Genomic DNA, 18688 nt, shown 5'->3' with positions numbered 1-18688 from the left:
AACATGATTGTTGCTAGATTTCATCATTTAGAATGCATTACTCATCTATTCCCTTACTTGCTTACATGCATACACTACTAAACACCGACACAACAAGGTTTTGTCCATTTTACATGTGATCAGTCGTGATACATCTATCGTTCTTCTCTTTCAATATATAGATAGTCTTTTGTCCACCCTTTTGGTAAAATAGATAGGAATCTCTCATTATAGATAGAGATTTATAAAGGAGCGTCTAATTCATGTTGAAAATCTTTAAACGTAGAACTGGAACGAGTGAACGTCAGTTGCGTAAATACCGCAAAATTGTGGAGCAGATTAATTCACTGGAACCTAAATATATCGCTATGTCTGATGAGGGTCTTTCTGGAATGACAGATCAATTCAAACAACAGTTAGCAGACGGCGCAACCGTCGAGACCATTATGCCGGATGCATTCGCAGTTGTGCGTGAAGCATCTAAACGGGTTCTCGGTATGCGCCATTTTGATGTGCAACTAATCGGTGGTGCTGTATTAACGGAAGGCAATATTGCTGAGATGCCGACTGGTGAAGGTAAAACACTTGTTGCTTCTCTACCTTCATATGTACGCGCGCTTGAAGGTAAAGGCGTTCACGTCATTACAGTGAATGATTATCTGGCAAAACGGGACTTTGATCAAATCGGTCAAATTCATCGTTTCCTTGGATTGACTGTCGGATTGAATGTACCCATGATGCAAGGACCAGCTAAACAAGCCGCTTACGAAGCAGATATTACGTACGGTGTAGGTACAGAATTCGGCTTCGACTATTTACGGGATAATATGGTGCAGCACACTTCTCAAAAAGTGCAGCGACCTTATCATTTCGCTATTATCGATGAAGTCGACAGCGTCTTGATCGACGAAGCGAAGACACCATTAATTGTAGCAGGCAAAACGCAAGCTGATGCGGACCTTCACCATATCGCAGCCCGCCTAGCCAAACGCTTTAAAGTCGAAGAGGATTTTGACTTTGACGAAGCAACAAAGGCCACTTCCCTCACGGAACAAGGAATCGAAAAAGTCGAGAAAGCATTCGGTATCGACAATTTATATGATTTAGATCACCAAACACTCTATCACTACGTTATCCAAGCGGTCCGTGCCTTCGTCATCTTCAAGCGTGATGTCGATTACATCGTACGCGACGGAAAAATTGAATTGGTAGATATGTTCACCGGCCGAATTATGGAAGGTAGAACATTATCAGATGGGCTTCACCAGGCAATTGAAGCTAAAGAAGGCGTCGATATTACAGACGAAAATAAAGCACAAGCTCAAATTACCATTCAGAACTACTTCCGCATGTATCCAAAGCTTTGCGGAATGACGGGCACTGCGAAAACCCAAGATAAGGAATTCCGTGAAGTTTATAATATGGAAGTAATCCAAATCCCAACGAACCGTCCACGTGCACGTATCGATGCACCAGATTTCGTTTTCAGAACAACAGAAGAAAAGTATAAAGCAGTAGCAAAAGAAGTAGCTGCACGTCATGCGAAAGGGCAACCAGTATTGGTTGGTACAACATCCATTCTTCAATCCGAAGCGGTCGCCAAGTATTTACGTGATGAAGGATTGAAGTTCCATCTATTGAATGCGAAAAGTGTGGAGCAGGAAGTTTCATTGATTTCCGAGTCTGGACAAGCAGGCAATATTACCGTTGCTACTAATATGGCAGGTCGGGGAACGGATATCGTCCTCGGTGAAGGCGTGGAAGAAAATGGTGGACTATTTGTATTAGGTACAGAAAAACATGAGAGTCGCCGTGTAGATAATCAGTTACGAGGCCGTTCAGGTCGTCAAGGAGACCATGGAGAAAGTCAATTCTATCTTTCTTTAGAAGATGAAATGTACATGCGCTTCTCTCCAGAAGAACTCGAGAAATTTTTGACGAAAGTCCGTACTGATGACAATGGTAAAGTACTCAATCCTGAAGTACATGAACTGACGGAACGCACACAACGTATCGTTGAAGGCGCACACTTCTCTATGCGTGAATATAACCTAAAATTAGATGATGTCATCAATGATCAACGTGAAGTCATTTATTCCTTACGTAACCGCGTACTAGAAGGCAAGGATATTTTCGAAAAACTTAAGACCATGTTGTCAGAAACGGTTGAGTTCGTTGTTCTAGATAGCTGCCCTGATAATGAAATCGCCGACAACTGGGATTTCGAGCGTATTGAACGGACTATGAACGCGCTATTACTGACGCCAGTTAAGCTCCCCCATTCATTAGATAGAACCACAGATATAATGAAAGAGTACGATGAAGAAATGGCAGAGTTGTTTGCATTTATCGACACTTTCACTGATAATGAACAAGTGAGTCAACTGTTACCACAAGTCATGTTGAGCTATATTGACACGATGTGGGTTAAGCATTTAGAAGTAATGACTCGCCTAAAAGAAGGAATTGGATTGCGTTCATACGGACAAGAAGATCCTATGCGTATTTACCAGCGTGAAGGCTTGCAGTTATTCGCCAAGCACTATCAACGCCTGCGCCGGGATATTGCGTCCGAAATTATCGCATTCATGAAGCAACTCAATACACAACAGGAGGTTTCCCAATGAAACTCTTCAATTTATTCAAAAAAACCGATAAAACGGGATTGGACAGTACAGTTGAATCCGAAGAAATTTTAGAAAACGGCCAAGCAGGCTCAGGCGATGAAGATATCGAAACAGAACTATCTCTTCATGAGCAATGGAGTCTAACACAAGAGCAGGAATATGTTTTCCGTTTCCTAGCAAATGAACTAGAGCCATTAAACCCCAATCAAATTTCCCTATCAGGTATCGATATCGATTTGGAACCTGCAAACGGTAGCTGGTTAGTCAAAGCATTCTTCCGCTCTTCACTTGATGAAGCAATCACTGTAGGCGAAATTGAGTTATTATTACTTGATGAAGAAGGCAATACCGCAGCATCTGCAGAGTTTGATTTGAACGAGTTAGGTGAAATCCCAGCGCGCAGTGCACGTCCATGGGTATTTGTTTTTGAAAAGAAAGATCAATTGGCAGAAGAAATTCCCGCAACGAACTGGAAGCTCGCATTCAACGTTCACTCGATGATGCCGCATCAATTGGAGCTTGCACCTACATGGGAAGAACAACTCCCTGCCGAGCAAAAGGAAGCGTTGGCTAACATTGTAAGCGATCTTCCGAAATTGAAGCCACGCGAAGTGAATATCGCTGGTTTCCAAATCCAATCACAAGATGACCAAACTATCGCAGCATCTGTATTTGTTCGTAACGGCCACTCTAAACAAATCAACATCGAAAAGTTGCCGCTTGAATTGATAGATGCAACAGGAGAATTGGTAGCTCGAGGAACATTCGACCTGAATCCTCCACTTTCCGTGAAAGCAAACAGCACGACTCCTTGGACATTCATCTATCCTAAGGAATTAGTAAAGAAAGAAGAACCGGATTTCTCTCGTTGGACAATCCGCGTTCCACAAGACGCAACGAATTAATATTCACCGGATAAGATTGGGGCATCCCCCCTCTCCTATCCGGTATTTTTTCACAAAAAAATCGATCTTCCACTTAAGGAAGATCGATGTCTCTTCTATTAAATACCTGCAACACGCTTGGCACCTATATAACGCTTGCCCCAGTACGAATCATTTACTCTATCTACACGCACACCCTTTGATGTAGAAGCATGCGCGAACTTGCCATTTCCAACATAGATTCCAACGTGAGAAACGCCGCGTCCTGTTGTGTTAAAGAATACTAGATCGCCATTGCGAAGACTTGATTTCTTAACAGCACGCCCAGATGCATACATTGCACGAGAAGTTCTCGCTACTTTCAAACCATTTTTCTTGAATACATAACCAACATAACCTGAACAATCAAATCCTGCTCTTGTCGTACCGCCATAGCGATATTTGATACCCGTTAAGCTAGTAGCTGTTTTAGTGATATTTGTTGTTTTGCCAGCTGCGTCTGCTTGTCCTGCAAATGGTGAGACGATCAGAAGTGTGGAAAGTGCTAAGACTGAAATGACCTTTTGAAATAGATTCATAAGTTCCTCCGATGATAGTATGTATTTTTACTAGTTTGCTTGTCTGTTTATGTCTATTTATCTTAGCATTTACCAAACTCTTGAATTATTACAGTAATGTAACAAGAGTGTTTCAATACTAAACAATATATTACACTTCGAAATATTTGTGTCTTAAATTGACAAATGGAGACGTTCAGTCAATTGTATACTGCGACGATTACTTTGCATTGCATGGTGTTAAGGTGCTAGGAGTTGTATACAGTACCTAACCTAGAAGCGCGGTTGGCGGAAAGACTAGGCGGCTGCGGGTCTTTGTCACTCTTTGTTGAGGCGTTGCTCGACCGGCTGTTGGGCACTGAAGTTAGTGAGTGTTCGCTTTTTGTACCCGCGCAGGCACGTGGGGGATTGCCTACAGCCAGGAGCCAGCTGGCGAAAGTTCGCGCCAGTTGTCTCCTGGCCACGGCCTACCCCGCAGTTGTGCCTGCGCTACTGAGTGGTTATTCTGTTAGGTTGTGGTTTTAATTGGGCTAGTGAAAAGAGAAAGAGCGTACATTACCCAACCTAGAAACGTAGTTGGCAGCATAACTATGCGGCTACGGGTCTTTGTTACTTTTTGTTGGGCACGTTGCTCGACTGGTTGTTGGGCATTGAAGTTAGTGCGTGTTCGCTTTTTGGACCCGCGCAGGCACGTGGGCGATTGCCTACAGCCAGGAGCCAGCTGGCGAAAGTTCGCGCCAGTTGTGCCTGCGCTGCTGAGTGGTATTTATTTTGGTTGTGGTTCTAATAGGAAGATCTGCAACTTGGCGATCCTGATTTTCTGCTTTTAAAAAAGAAGTATATGAATTGCCTTACACATAATCCAACGAAGGCGGCTGCTGTGGTAGGCGTAGCAATGTCCCATCCATCAACACTAAAGTAGTACAGATGACCGTCACAATTAAAACCACTTCACACAAAAAGGCTATCCCGGAAGTCAACTTGCACTTCCAGGATAGCCTCTCATCCTACTCTATTCTACTCAATCAAGCTGTAGATCTGTGATGACAATTACATCTTCATGATGCAATAACTTGGTAATCGGCCACTCTGCCGTTACCTCTCCAGCTTTTAATTTCTCCATCGCCGCACGCTTCTTCTCACCAAATGCAACCATGATTAACTTCTTCGACTTGATAATAGAAGAGATTCCCATCGTCAATGCGATATTCGGAATCTTATCATCGTTTTCGAAATACTGACTATTAACCCCCAATGTAGAGTCTGTCAGTGTCGCAACATGTGTGACTGAGTCGAATGATGTTCCTGGTTCGTTGAAAGCGATATGACCATTCTCTCCCACCCCAAGAAGTTGAATATCTAACGGGTGAGAATTCAATTGATCCTCATATTCTTTACACTCTTTATCTAAATCTTCAGCCATACCGTTTGGAATATACGTTTCTTTAAATGGCTTTTTGCTGAATAGATGTTGATTCATAAAGTATGCATAGCTATTCGGGTTGTCAGCGTCAATACCGACATATTCATCTAAATTGAATGCTGTAATGTTTGAAAAATCTAGAGACGAATTAGTCCATTCATTATAAATCGGAATCATCGTGCTGCCTGTAGCTAATCCAAGTACATGCAATCTATTATGTTGAAGTTCTTCAGAAATTAGATTAAATACTTCCTTCGCGCCTTCTTCAGGATTTTTCACTACAATCCATTTCACATTTTCCATTTCATACACCAGCTTCCTAGGTTTTACCTTATTATATTATAATTTTAATTAAACATACGGTCAACATTGAATACATGTTTTCTCACTTAGTATTCCTTACTCTACTCACTGTTACGCTAGAATTTCCATGTGCATCTGACGAGCTATTCAGACAGTACCTTCATACTAGTCTGAATCATAATTACAGCGAGATGTGTATGACAAAAGCATGTAAAGTGATTGAACATATTGTGAACAACACTCTTTATCTACTATTCATAGGGATTTCCCTAATTCTTTATTCCCCTAGCAGGACTATGATGAAAGTATGAATTCTATCCAGACAAGGAGGTGGCCGTATTGAGCAAGAAGATATCTTCTACAAATCAACCAAAAGAAGAGACGAATTTAAAAGGTACTTTGATCATGGTGATGATCGTCGGGATCGCCATTCTTGTCATGTGGTTCGGCGCTTACGGATTATTCTTATCTAGATAATAATCAGCAGTAGAGGAGGAAACATTATGCATTTGCATAAGTATGAAAAAGTATGGCTTGTGTTCGGTTTAGCATCATTGGTTTTATTCTTACTCATTATCGGCTTTGCAGCGTTCTGGAAAGGAACACATCCACAAAGTCACATCGAAACAATTGATCCACAAAACGTCGAAGCGAATGAATCATTCCAACCTGACAATCTTGGTCTAACAGAAGTGGCTGACGGGAAATACGTTGTCAATATTGTCGCTTCCGCTTTCAACTATGACTTTGGCAAAGAAGAAGACGGAACCGCTACTAAGACGATTCGCGTTCCAAAAGGTTCCACAGTCCTTTTTCAAGTAACGAGTAAAGACGTCGTCCACGGATTCCAAGTGGCAGGCACAAATGTCAACATGATGGTCGAGCCTGGACATATTAGTCGCTTCGAATCCGTTATGAAAAACGATGGCGATTTCACAGTAGTCTGTAATGAATATTGCGGCATCGGTCACCATTTGATGTTCGGCACAGTGGAGGTGTACTAACTCATGGAAATATTTAATTTCTCAAAAAAAGAATCCAGACTATATATGGCCTTTATGCATGTCACATTCATCTCCCTTTTAGTCGGTGGATTGATGGGACTGCTTCAGACATTAGTACGTTCCGGTAAATACACGTTACCATTCAACATTGATTACTACACGATCTTAACAACGCACGGTGTCATACTCGGTTTAGTATTGACTACGTTCTTCATCGTCGGTTTCCAATTTTCTCTTATGGGGAAAACAGTCGGAATTTCAGATAAACAATTAATGTGGGGCTGGATTTCATTCTGGGTCATGTTGGTGGGTACAGTATTATCCGCATGGATGATTTTAACAGGTGAAGCGTCTGTATTGTATACATTCTATACCCCACTTCGCGCACATCCTATTTTCTACATCGGTCTGACATTAGTAATTGTAGGTAGCTGGATTGCTGCATTCACTAACTTCCGTCAACTATATGTATGGAAGAAAGCCCATAAAGGTGAAAAGTCTCCTTTACTAGCATTCATGGTAGTCATTAATATGATTATGTGGTTCGTCGCAACACTTGGTGTAGCGTATTCAGTCATCGTATTAATCTTGCCTTGGTCACTTGGTTACGTCGCCACAGTCAACGTATTATTAACACGTACATTATTCTGGTATTTCGGTCACCCGCTCGTATATTTTTGGTTGTTACCTGCTTACATGGCTTGGTATGCAATCATCCCGAAAATCATCGGTGGAAAACTATTCAGTGATTCGTTAGCAAGACTCGCATTTATTCTATTGTTGATGTTCTCGATTCCCGTCGGATTCCATCACCAATTGACCGAACCAGGTATTGATCCGACTTGGAAGTTCATTCAAGTAGTCTTAACGTTCATGGTAGTCATCCCTTCATTGATGACTGCGTTCTCTTTATTCGCTACATTTGAAATCACAGGCAGAAGAAAAGGCTATAACTCTCTATTCGGTTGGTTTAAAAAACTTCCCTGGAAAGATGTTCGCTTCTTAGCACCATTCGTTGGTATGGCAGCGTTCATTCCGGGTGGGGCAGGCGGTATTATTAACGCTTCTCACCAAGTAAACTCTCTTGTCCACAACACGATTTGGATTACAGGTCACTTCCATTTAACAGTTGCAACAACAGTGATTTTAACGTTTTTCGGTATTGCCTATTGGTTGATTCCTCACTTGACGGGTCGCCGGTTGACTCCTAGATTAAATAAATTGGGAATCATTCAGACATTCATCTGGGCAATCGGAATGACGATTATGTCTACTTCAATGCACATTCAAGGTTTGATTGGTGGACCACGTCGTTCAGCATTCTCCGAGTACGCAGGCGGAGATCAAGTTTCTACATGGATTAGTTATCAGATGTGGCAAGCTGTCGGCGGAATCATCTTATTCGTTGGGATCTTATTGATGTTCTACATCTTCATTCAATTGGCATTCTTTGCACCACGCGGTTATGAAGAATATCCAATCGCTGAAGAAGAAGTAGATGCTGAGAAATCCCCAAAGATTTTGGAGAACTGGTATTTGTGGATTGGTATTACGATCGCATTGATTCTATTCGCGTACACGATACCAATGATCGATATCATTAAGCACTCCCCTCCTGGATCCATTCCATTCGACTGGCCAATTGGACGTTCTTAAACAACAAAAAACCTGAAGAATCCCGAATATGACTTCGGATTTTTCAGGTTTTTTTATAACTTGGTTTATGACAATGAACATAGCGTATGGCAACTACCTATAAGATACATAGTGACTTGCTGCACGCAGTAGTCCTTTAGCATCAACAACTTATAATAAAAATGAAATCTGTAGTGCTTTTATATATTATAAATCTAATTAACTAGTAAACTATTTACTTAAAATAAGTCTAAATATACGTTTAATATCCAATAGTGTATTGTATGATAGGTTCATAGGTTTAATTATTGGTTAACACTCAGTAGTATAAAGTACCAAATCTACCATACTAAAAGGAGATACGTCGAAATGAAGAAAATTGCCCTAGCCACGATTGCTTCTCTTATGCTTGCAACCAGCATCTCAGTTGGCAGTGTTGCAGCTGCAACCAAAACACATGTCGTGCAAGCAGGAGAAACTCTTTACAAAATTTCCACTCAGTACAAGATTACGGTAACTGAACTGAAACGTCTGAATTCTCTTACTTCTAATACTATCAAAGTTAAACAGAAACTAATAGTAGAAAATAAAGCGAACTCTTCAAAAGCTGTCTCTTCTACTAACTCATTTGGTACATTATCATCAAGCAAGCCAGTGGTACAGCCAACCGTTGCTACTACTAGCCAGGCGTTAGGTAAAAAATTAGTAGACATCACACAGCCGTTACTAGGTACTCCTTATGTATGGGCAGGCGTGACACCATCAGGATTTGATTGCAGTGGATTCATTTACTACGCATTCAACCAAGCAGGTGTTAAAGTTCCTCGATTGGATACAATCGGTTTCTATAACCGTTCACTATTCATAAAAAATCCGGTAGTAGGAGATTTATTATTCTTTGAAAATACATATCGTCCCGGCATCTCGCATATCGGTATTTATCTCGGAGACAATAAGTTCATTCATGCAGGAACGAAAGCAATCGAAATTGCTTCACTAGATTCTTCATATTGGAACTCACATTTTATGGGCTTCAAGCGCTTTGTAGATGTAAAATAATTAATGAAAAACGGGTTGTCCTGTAAGTCATCATGACTTGTAGGACAACCCGTTTTATTTATTGTTTTGATTATCGTGCAGAATATCCACCATCAATGACAAGCTCTGCGCCTGTAATATACGATGCTTCATCTGATGCTAAGAAGAGTACGGCATTCCCTACATCTTCCGGCTGACCCAAACGTTGTAGTGGCGTCATTTTCTTCAATATATCAAGTTGAGCTTTCGACTCTTCAAGATTTGCAACCATTGGCGTCTGGATCACGCCTGGGAATACTGTGTTCACACGGATTCCTGCATGTCCATATTCCGCCGCTGCGGCTTTAGAGATCGCACGTACTGCACCTTTTGAAGCAGAGTAAGGATTCAAGCCCATACCAATCAAAGCAGTATAAGATGAAATATTGACGATTGCACCTTTTTTCGCTTCTTTCATATATTTTGAAGCATGCTTCATACCAAGGAATGTACCGAAGCTATTGATATCTGAAAGTCTGCGCCAATCTTCAATTGTGATTTGATCCACAGTTTTTTCCGTTGAGATACCCGCATTATTCACAAGAATATCAACTTTACCAAAGTGATCAACCGCTTTTTTCATTGCGTCTTCCCACTCTGCATCTTCAGTTACATTTAATTTGATCGTGAAGATATTGTCCTGCCCGCCCCACTTTTCTTCAAGTGCCGCTGTATTGATATCCGCTGCAATTACTTTTGCACCTTCTGCCGTGAATTGCTTTACCATCATTTCACCCATACCCGATGCTCCACCTGTAATGAATGCTACTTTATCTTGTAATCTGCTCATAGTATATCTCTCCTTTATTGTTATTACTGTAATATACTTTAACACTAAACTATATGCAGTTCAATTATTCTGTTTGACATAATCTGTATCGAATACTGTACGTTTCTACACCTCTCACTTTATACATACCTTGTATAGACCATATGCATACGATATAATAAGAGATGTATATATACTCTATAAATGGGAGAAGTGAACAGTTATGTTCAAAGATCAACGTTATCTTCATTATAATGCAGCGGGTTTCCGGCAGGATTTAATTGCAGGGATTACTGTTGGAATTGTAGCCATTCCGCTTGGGATGGCTTTTGCAATTGCTTCCGGTGTGAAACCCGAATACGGACTGTATACGACGATCATCGCAGGTCTTTTAGTCGCCTTGCTAGGTGGTTCACGTTACCAAATTGCGGGGCCTACTGGCGCATTCATTCCTATATTACTGGCTATTGTGCTGCAATACGGTTATGAAGACCTTCTGATCGCTGGATTTCTCGCTGGTATCCTCCTCGTCATCATGAGCTTTCTCGGTGTCAGTAATCTCATTCATTTCGTCCCCCGATCAGTGACGATAGGGTTTACCGCTGGGATAGCCGTCATTATTTTCACTGGACAATTCCAAAACTTTTTTGGATTGACAGGAGTGGAGAAAAAAGAGTTTTTCCATGAAAGTATGATGGAAATTGCCCGTCATTTTCATACCGTCAACACATTTAGTATTTTGACTGCCGCAATCGGTTTAGTCGTGATCTTCCTTTTGCCAAAACTCGCTCCAAAGGTTCCGTTGCTACTTATTGCACTGTTAGTTCCTACTATTTGCTCGATTTTGTTTTTCCCAGGTAAAGTGGAAACGATCGGCACAGCATACGGTGGTATTCCGCAACATTTTCCTAGTTTTCATTTTCCAGAGATTACACTCGCCAAACTGGTAAACCTATGGCAACCCGCTTTAATTATTGCCGCACTCGGTGCAATCGAATCTTTACTATCCGCGGTCGTTGCAGATGGAATGAAAAGTAAAGTACTGAAACATGATTCCAAGAAAGAATTATTCGGGCAAGGTATCGCGAATATCGTTACACCATTATTCGGTGGAATCCCAGCAACAGGTGCCATCGCCCGTACCGCCACAAATATCGGCTCAGGCGCAATCAGCCCGATATCCGGCGTCGTGCAAAGCTTATTTGTATTAGCGTTCTTATTACTATTCGCACCTTACGCTTCTTATATACCATTAGCTGCAATGGCGCCGATTTTAATGTTCGTTGCGTGGAATATGAGTTCACGTAAAGCCTTTGCTCAGATCGCTTCGTTACGCTCTGGGGATTCACTTGTGTTACTGACAACGTTCCTGTTGACGATATTCGTGAATCTAACGATCGCAGTCGAAGTCGGAATCTTACTCGCTGCCCTGTCATTCTTACGCAAGATGAGTGGCTCTTTACATATTAAAAAGAGTAAATTGACCGACGTCGAGAAGTTCAAATTGTCTCCAGAAAATGAATCCGAGCTGATTAAGTTCAAAATCTCCGGTCCTTTGTTCTTCGGTACGGCGAAGTACTTTGAAGATCGGTATCCTGAACTATTAAATCTTGAACAGAAGATGATCATTTTAGACATGAAAAATCTAACAGCTATAGATGCAACAGGCGAAGCGGCCCTTTCTGCCATGCTCGACGAAGCAGGTCGCCAAAACAAGCGACTCATCTTTAAAAAAGTGCCTCCTGAGAAAGTGAGCTTGTTCAAACGTAGTGGTTTGTATGACAAGATCGGTGAGGATAATTTCTTTATGTTGTGAGTGTTGGGGTGATTGGGTCGTTGCTCGACTGGTTGTTGGGGACTGAAGTTAGTGTGTGTCTGCTTTCTGGACCCGCGCTGGCACGTGGGGGATTGCCTACAGCCAGGAGCCAGCTGGCAAAGTGCCGCCAGTTGTCTCATGGCCACGGCCTACCCCGCAGTTGTGCCTGCGCTACTGAGCGGTATTAATTTAGGTTGTGGTTTTAACTAGAATAAAATCAATGACGTAGTGATTCTGATCTTCTATTTTTGAAAAGGAAGTATATGAACTGCCCTACACTCGATGCAACGAAGGCGACTGCTGTGGTAGGCGTAGCGAGGAGACAGAGACAGGCGCACTTTCCTGTCTGTGGCTCCTTGCGAAAGCCATCCACCAGCGCCGTAGTGGAGGCAATGAACTTGCCACTTACACTGCCAGCTAAACCACAACCTCCTGATTAAACAGGACAAAGAAAAGCACTTGCGAGAACCACAACCTAATGCCGCTAATTTCGCAAGCTTAACAGAAACGTAATCCCAAAATCACGTAGTCCCTAATTGGCTTTAAATAACAATTCCCCCATGCCGTCACTTAAAACTACGAAAAAAGCTTCCTCTCAATTATTAACTGAGCGGAAGCTTTTTCTTATCATTACAACTTCCATTTAAATCGGGCATATCCCGCAAGTAATAGGAAGTTCACTGCGGCACTGATCACCGTACCGTACGCAATGGCCTGCGCACCAATCTGATCAACAAACGCATAAATAATACCGATATTAATTCCAAACACGCTAATCAAACTAAAAATGATTGGCGTAATCGAATTACCTTTCGCATAATAAAAACGAGTGACATATGTATTAGCCGCCAAGAAGAACATCGACAAAGCGAATACTTTGAACACCGGTACCGTTAGCATAATGGACTTCTCATCAAAGTTCCCATAACCGAATACCAAGCGGATTAGTGGCTCAGCTAGGAAGTAGCAGAACACCGTCGCGGGCAATAGTAACGCGACCATGTAGAGCATACCTTTCTTGTAGAGCGCCTTGACCGTATTCGTATCCCCCTCGCCTTCTTTCTTCGCGAGCATTGGATAGATCACCGTCGTTACAGCTGTCATGAGAATGGCTTGTGGAAAGCCTGTTAGTTTTGATGCGTAGTTAATAGAAGAAATCGCACCTTCCCCTAATCCCCCGGCTGCAATTCGGTGAATAACGAAGTAGAACTGCAAGGATGCACCACCGAATAAAATCGGAAGTGCCAGCCACCACATTCTTTTAATATCCGTCGGCATGCCGAATGAAGGTTTTAGTGATGACAGATCGGCACGTTTGATCCCCCAATATAGGAAGAGTCCCATTAGGATCGCACTGACCATTGCACCGACACCGTATGATTCAGGTCCAAGCCATTTCGTTAGTGCAAAGCCCACTCCAACAAATGCTGCGTTATACAGCAAGATCGCAAGGCTCGATAACTGAAAGCGATCATTAATGTTCAATAACCCGCTCATCCATGTCGACATGACCAAAACAATAGAAGAAGGCATCATCCAAAGGAAGAGGTTTCTTACTAATGTGTAGTCTTCATCACTTAATTCTTTAAAGAATAGATGTAGAATCGGATTCGTCAATGCGACAATTACTAATGTAACGAGCGTGGCAGTTATGACAACTGTTGTGAATGCCTTGCGCACAAATAATGGTCTATCCATATTTGAAGAATGGTAGATTGAGATAAAGGCAGTCGTCAACGCCCCGCCGAGCACTAGATAAATAAAGTTCGGTATCGTATACGCTGTTGCGATGGCATCCGCTACTGTCGAGGTACCGTATTGTATGCCGATTACGACTTCGCGCCCGAAGCCAAACAATCTTGCTACAATATTAATGATGGCAACAGTACCAATGATCTTGAATAATTTACTCATTTAGAAGATCCCTTTCCATTCTGCTCATAGATATCGTTCAACCTTTTGACGATTACTATTGAAGAATGTTGCTGAATCACTTGTTGCGTCACTTCATGCTGCTCTCTTGTCACTTCATTCGCAAGCGCTTCCTCGAGTCCATCAGCTAAAGCTTGCGCATTTCGTGGCTCAACTAGGGTCCCGACATCGTCTTTCAATAAATAAGGAAGACCTCCAACATTGGTCGCTACGACTTTGGATCCTGATGCGAGCGCTTCGAGTGCTACTAAGCCGAAACCTTCATGATAAGAAGGAAGAACGAGAATATCCGCTGCCGACATCCATTTCGCCAGTTCAGTCTGGCTAACGGGTTCTTTAAAGCGTATGCCCGTATTGTTAGCGACTTTCCCTTTCACTTCTGCCGCAAAACGCTGGTCCTTTTGTGAACCTACTATATATAGAAGAAGATCGTCATGCGCCTCTTGTAACTGTTCAAATGCATCAGTCAATTCTATAACGCCTTTTGCTTCAATGACGTTTCCTACAAAGAGTATTACACGTTCATTTAAAGGCACGTCCAATAAAAGCCGAACTTCTTCCTGGCCCATTGGTTTGAAAATACCCGTATCGACCCCCATACTCATAACCTCTACTTTACCAGGGGCTATACCATAGTCATGGATGACATCATTTCGCAACTTCTCCCCGACTGTAATCACTACTGAAGATTCTTGTAAAATACGTTTAGTGAGTTGTGTGATCCGCGGACTTTTCTTAGCCATTTTATCTAGATCTCCACCATGCACTGTCACAACGTACGGTATCTTCCATAATTTCTTTACGAGCAACGACACGAGTCCAGTCGGAAACGCATAATGCGCATGTGTGATGCTGATTTTCTTTTTATGTTGTAAGACATATAGAAGGGATTGAATTCCCCATGATAGATATTTGGTTATTTTTCCGATTTTACCTTTACCCGGATCATGAATGGCGATAACTTTAACGTCTACACCCTCATTTTTTACTTGTTCCACTTGATTTTTCACAAAGATTCCATAGGTTGGATGCTCAGTGGAAGGATACATATTACTAAACACTACTACTTTAGGCACTTATAACTCATCCTTTATTACGTACTGTCATAAACTACTATGCTTTTTTATATGTTGAATGATTATACCACATACCACGCGGATATAAAGTCGCAATAACCATTTACTGACTATTTCATCTATTTAGATTAATATAAATACTATTAGTTATTTATACTAACATTTCATTCGTGTGTCAGTGTGTAATTCTCTTGTAATATAAATGTAATAATTTCTATGTTTATCCGTGCTAATATATTCCTAGATTACAAAGCACAATAGTGATTGTGCGAAAGGGGAATTTGAGAACAGCATGAAACGTCTATTAACTCTGGTCATGGCAAGTCTACTATTCTTTTCATTTGTACCAGAATTTGCTTCCGCAAACTCACCAACTTCATTAGTAAACACAGCGAAAAATTATATGGGAACACCTTATCGTTTAGGTGGGACAACTCCTACAGCTTTTGATTGTTCAGGATTCACACAATACGTATTCAATAAAGAAGGTCTTTCTATTCCAAGAACGACTGGTCAACAAATTGGAGTCGGCACTTCCATTTCTAAAAGCAATCTAGAAGTTGGAGATTTAGTATTCTTCAATACATCAGGTCGCGGCGTATCACACGTTGGCATCTATATAGGATCTAATAACTTCATCCATGCTTCTGTGAGCAAAGGTGTCATGGTATCATCATTGGATGATCCATACTACTGGAAGAGCCGTTATATCGGTGCACGTCGCGTAGCGAACTTCACTGATAACGTAGCAAAAGAAGAGAAAAAGGTTGCTGCGTCTGCTCCTGTTAAAGAAATTGTTTATGCAACACGCGGTGAAATAGCGCAGGTACTAGCTGAAAAGTTAGACCTTGATATGACAACAGTTAACACAACATTTAAAGACGTAGATGAATCAAATCCTCACTACAAAGCAATATCCGCAGTCGCTGAAGCGAATATCTTCTCTGGCGATGCAGGTAACTTTAATCCAAATAAAGAATTAACTCGCGCTCAAATGGCAAAAGTTTTAGTAAGTGCATTTGAACTAAGAGGTTCTGCAATCGCGAATTTCTCTGACGTTCCGAATGGTCACTGGGCAACAGAATATATTAACATCTTATTCTATCATGAAATTACAACTGGCTACCTAGACGGTACATATGGTTTGTCAGACAAAGTATCCGTTGGCCAACTAAATAAATTCATCGAACGTATCCATAATTGATGACCCTACCGAATGTTCAAACTAGAGCATTCGGTTTTCTCTGCCTTCAGCTCTTTCTCCCTCTTCAGTACCACCCTTCCTTAAGTAGTAATGAAGAATCATAACCATAATATTGCTATATTACGAACCATGTCGAAAATATCTAGTAATTAGTTTTCATAACTGGTAAAATGAACCTATGAGTCTAGTAATAAATTATATTTTAAGGAGGATCTCATGAAACAATTTAAATGGGCAACAGTCGGACTGTTGCTGCTAACCATCTTAGCTCTCGCACCTCTCCAGTCATTTGCAAGCTTCAAGTTTTCCGACGTCCCCGCCAAAAGTGAATATTTTAAAGAAGTTCATTACATAGCTGAAAAAGGAATTATCAATCAAACTCCTAAATTCAACCCTCAAGATAACTTACGACGTTCACATGTTGCCAAGATGCTCGTTATTGCAACTGGCACTCAAAACACACAGTTAAAAAACATGGAGATTAATGGTTTGAAGCCAACTAGCGAACAATACAAGTTTGCTAACATCGCACTTCAAAAAGGATACTTCCCTAACACTGACGCGAATAACTTCAAACCGAACGAAGAAATTAAACGGGATGAAATGGCTTATGCGATGTCAGTAGCGTTTAACTTATCCGAAAAAGTAACGAGCCAAAAACCTTTAGGTATGGATGATGTGAAAAACCATAAATACGCTGACCGGATCAATGGCTTGTATTATGCAGGTATTACACAAGGTGACAACAAGAAATTCTTACCGAATAATTTGTTAACACGTAAACAATTTGCCTTATTCGTTGCACGTGCGATGGACAAGCAGTTTGCATTAACTGTTAAAACGCCAGACCAGCAATCCAGTGTAAAGTATGTACGCGTTGCAACGGGTGATGATACAGATCCATTGAACGTACGTAGCGCACCTTCCGAGTCCTCTGCTATTATTCATGTGTTGCCTAACGGTACAGTGGTAGAAGTAATAGGAAATCAAGGCATTTGGTTGAAAGTAAATATTAATGGTGTAGAAGGATATATTCATGAATATTTCACGACACCTAATTTAAATGACGTTAAACCGGATACACCGGCCCCAAAACCACCTGTCACTACACCAAAACCAACGCCTGTTGCGAAAACAATGGGTAAAGTTACTGTAAATAATTTAAATGTACGTTCAGCAGGTAATTCCAGTGCCTCTACTGTGGGTAAGCTTCAATCAGGTCAGAAAGTAGAAGTCCTCTCTATCTCTGGATACTGGGCTAAGATCCGCACGGGCAGCACGACAGGTTATGTGCACAAGACGTATTTGAAATTCTTGAATCAAACAGGTAATCCATTAAAAGATCGTATCATCGTGGTCGATGCTGGACACGGTGGACATGATCCAGGTGCAGGTAAGAATGGTAAATCTGAAAAAAACATCACATTGAACGTTTCAAAGAAAGTGGAAGCGAAACTAAAGAATGCTGGCGCTAAAGTTCTCATGACACGTTCCAACGATACGTATTATACACTTCAAGCACGTACAGATTTCGCTAAGAAGAATTTCGCAGAGGCATTCGTATCGATTCACGTAAACGCAGCAGGTTTTGCTGCAAAAGGAACGGAAGTTTTCTATGATTCTTCTTCTAACGTAAACGCAACAGAAAGCCGCGATTTAGCTTCATTCATTCAGCGTAACATTGTTCAAAAAGCGAATATGTCTGATCGTGGCGTGAAGAATAAGGGCTTCTATGTAATTAAGAATAATAACGTTGCTGCTGTTCTTGTGGAGTTAGGCTTCATTACTAATTCACAAGATTATGCGAAGTTGACAAGCGAGAAGTATTTGAATATTTATGCTGATGCGATCTATACAGGTCTGTATCAATATTACAGCAAGCAATAATGTCTTCTCCCCTCCTAGATATGTTCTAGGAGGTTTTTTTATGGAATGAATGCGGTTGAGTGGTCATTCTTTAGGTTGTGATTATAAGTAGGATGGTGAAATGATGAATTGCGTCTAGTACCCTACCTATAAACGCGGTGGGGAAAAGACTATGCGGCTGCGGGTCTTTGTCACTTTTTTGTTGGGGCGTTGCTCGACTGGTTGTTGGGGACTGAAATTTCCGAGTGTTCGTTTTTCTAGACCCGCACAGGCACGTGGGGGATTGCCTCCAGCCAGGAGCCAGCTGGCGGTAGTGCTGCCAGTTGTCTCCTGGCCACGGCCTACCCCGCAGTTGTGCCTGTGCTACTGAGGGGTAGTTATTTTCGTTGTGGTTCTAATAGTAAAAAATATCAGCTACATCATGATATCTAGTATGTATTGCTTGCGAAAGAAGTCTACGAACTGCCCTACACTCGACGCAACGAAGGCGCCTGCTGTGGTAGGCGTAGCGAGGAGACAGAGACAGGCGAACTTCC

15 protein-coding genes are annotated in these 18688 nt (G+C 41.6%); 10 read left to right on the top strand and 5 right to left on the bottom strand.

Going from position 1 to position 18688, the window contains the following annotated elements:
• Positions 1 to 242 precede the first annotated feature (242 nt).
• Positions 243 to 2606 carry an accessory Sec system translocase SecA2 gene (secA2, locus tag CSV74_RS15420; protein WP_029052577.1) on the top strand — a complete coding sequence of 788 codons (2364 nt, stop codon included), beginning with the start codon at positions 243 to 245 and terminating at the stop codon, positions 2604 to 2606.
• The gene (locus CSV74_RS15415) at positions 2603 to 3511 is read left to right on the top strand and encodes an accessory Sec system S-layer assembly protein (protein WP_099692344.1); all 909 of its coding nucleotides are present in this window, start codon (positions 2603 to 2605) and stop codon (positions 3509 to 3511) included. Before secA2 ends, CSV74_RS15415 begins: the two co-directional genes overlap by 4 nt.
• 98 nt (positions 3512 to 3609) lie before the next feature.
• On the opposite strand, the gene CSV74_RS15410 is transcribed toward CSV74_RS15415, so the two are convergent.
• Both CSV74_RS15410 and CSV74_RS15405 read right to left on the bottom strand, forming a co-directional pair.
• Entirely contained in the window at positions 3610 to 4068 is a 459-nt protein-coding gene (locus CSV74_RS15410; RefSeq protein ID WP_099692343.1) for a C40 family peptidase, read from the bottom strand.
• 1000 nt (positions 4069 to 5068) lie between these two features.
• Positions 5069 to 5773 carry a glucosamine-6-phosphate deaminase gene (locus CSV74_RS15405; protein WP_037561358.1) on the bottom strand — a complete coding sequence of 235 codons (705 nt, stop codon included), beginning with the start codon at positions 5771 to 5773 and terminating at the stop codon, positions 5069 to 5071.
• A 339-nt stretch (positions 5774 to 6112) separates the two neighbouring features.
• Here CSV74_RS15405 and CSV74_RS16965 point away from each other — a divergent pair, with 339 nt between their 5' ends.
• The 4 genes from CSV74_RS16965 to CSV74_RS15385 all read left to right on the top strand — a co-directional run bounded on the left by CSV74_RS16965 (position 6113) and on the right by CSV74_RS15385 (position 9471).
• The gene (locus CSV74_RS16965) at positions 6113 to 6250 is read left to right on the top strand and encodes a cytochrome c oxidase subunit 2A (RefSeq protein WP_232321209.1); all 138 of its coding nucleotides are present in this window, start codon (positions 6113 to 6115) and stop codon (positions 6248 to 6250) included.
• Between the two features lie 26 nt (positions 6251 to 6276).
• Entirely contained in the window at positions 6277 to 6777 is a 501-nt protein-coding gene (locus CSV74_RS15395) for a cytochrome c oxidase subunit II (protein ID WP_099692342.1), read from the top strand.
• 3 nt (positions 6778 to 6780) lie between these two features.
• The gene (locus CSV74_RS15390) at positions 6781 to 8433 is read left to right on the top strand and encodes a b(o/a)3-type cytochrome-c oxidase subunit 1 (RefSeq protein ID WP_099692341.1); all 1653 of its coding nucleotides are present in this window, start codon (positions 6781 to 6783) and stop codon (positions 8431 to 8433) included.
• 348 nt (positions 8434 to 8781) lie between these two features.
• Entirely contained in the window at positions 8782 to 9471 is a 690-nt protein-coding gene (locus tag CSV74_RS15385; RefSeq protein WP_099692340.1) for a C40 family peptidase, read from the top strand.
• Between the two features lie 70 nt (positions 9472 to 9541).
• Here CSV74_RS15385 and CSV74_RS15380 read toward each other — a convergent pair whose 3' ends face one another.
• The gene (locus CSV74_RS15380) at positions 9542 to 10279 is read right to left on the bottom strand and encodes an SDR family NAD(P)-dependent oxidoreductase (RefSeq protein WP_029052585.1); all 738 of its coding nucleotides are present in this window, start codon (positions 10277 to 10279) and stop codon (positions 9542 to 9544) included.
• A 202-nt stretch (positions 10280 to 10481) separates the two neighbouring features.
• Here CSV74_RS15380 and CSV74_RS15375 point away from each other — a divergent pair, with 202 nt between their 5' ends.
• Together CSV74_RS15375 and CSV74_RS16715 are read left to right on the top strand one after the other, a co-directional pair.
• Entirely contained in the window at positions 10482 to 12074 is a 1593-nt protein-coding gene (locus CSV74_RS15375) for a SulP family inorganic anion transporter (protein ID WP_099692339.1), read from the top strand.
• Positions 12075 to 12337: 263 nt separating this feature from the next.
• Positions 12338 to 12514 (top strand): hypothetical protein, encoded by a 177-nt coding sequence (locus CSV74_RS16715; protein WP_158231825.1) that lies wholly within the window; start codon positions 12338 to 12340, stop codon positions 12512 to 12514.
• 190 nt (positions 12515 to 12704) lie between these two features.
• Here CSV74_RS16715 and murJ read toward each other — a convergent pair whose 3' ends face one another.
• Together murJ and CSV74_RS15365 are read right to left on the bottom strand one after the other, a co-directional pair.
• Positions 12705 to 13988, bottom strand: a complete 1284-nt coding sequence (gene murJ, locus CSV74_RS15370) for a murein biosynthesis integral membrane protein MurJ (RefSeq protein WP_099692338.1) — start codon at positions 13986 to 13988, stop codon at positions 12705 to 12707.
• On the bottom strand, positions 13985 to 15082 hold the full coding sequence (locus tag CSV74_RS15365; RefSeq protein WP_099692337.1) for a glycosyltransferase: 1098 nt from the start codon (positions 15080 to 15082) through the stop codon (positions 13985 to 13987). Before CSV74_RS15365 ends, murJ begins: the two co-directional genes overlap by 4 nt.
• 292 nt (positions 15083 to 15374) lie before the next feature.
• Here CSV74_RS15365 and CSV74_RS15360 point away from each other — a divergent pair, with 292 nt between their 5' ends.
• Together CSV74_RS15360 and CSV74_RS15355 are read left to right on the top strand one after the other, a co-directional pair.
• Complete coding sequence (locus tag CSV74_RS15360; RefSeq protein WP_099692336.1) at positions 15375 to 16286, top strand: C40 family peptidase; 912 nt, start codon at positions 15375 to 15377, stop codon at positions 16284 to 16286.
• 216 nt (positions 16287 to 16502) lie between these two features.
• Complete coding sequence (locus CSV74_RS15355) at positions 16503 to 18173, top strand: N-acetylmuramoyl-L-alanine amidase (protein WP_099692335.1); 1671 nt, start codon at positions 16503 to 16505, stop codon at positions 18171 to 18173.
• Positions 18174 to 18688 lie beyond the last annotated feature (515 nt).

This window comes from Sporosarcina sp. P19, assembly GCF_002743165.1.
Classification (GTDB): Bacteria; Bacillota; Bacilli; order Bacillales_A; family Planococcaceae; genus Sporosarcina; species Sporosarcina ureae.
The sequence above is the reverse complement of the archived record's forward strand: the minus strand, read 5'-3'. Positions and strand labels throughout refer to the sequence as shown.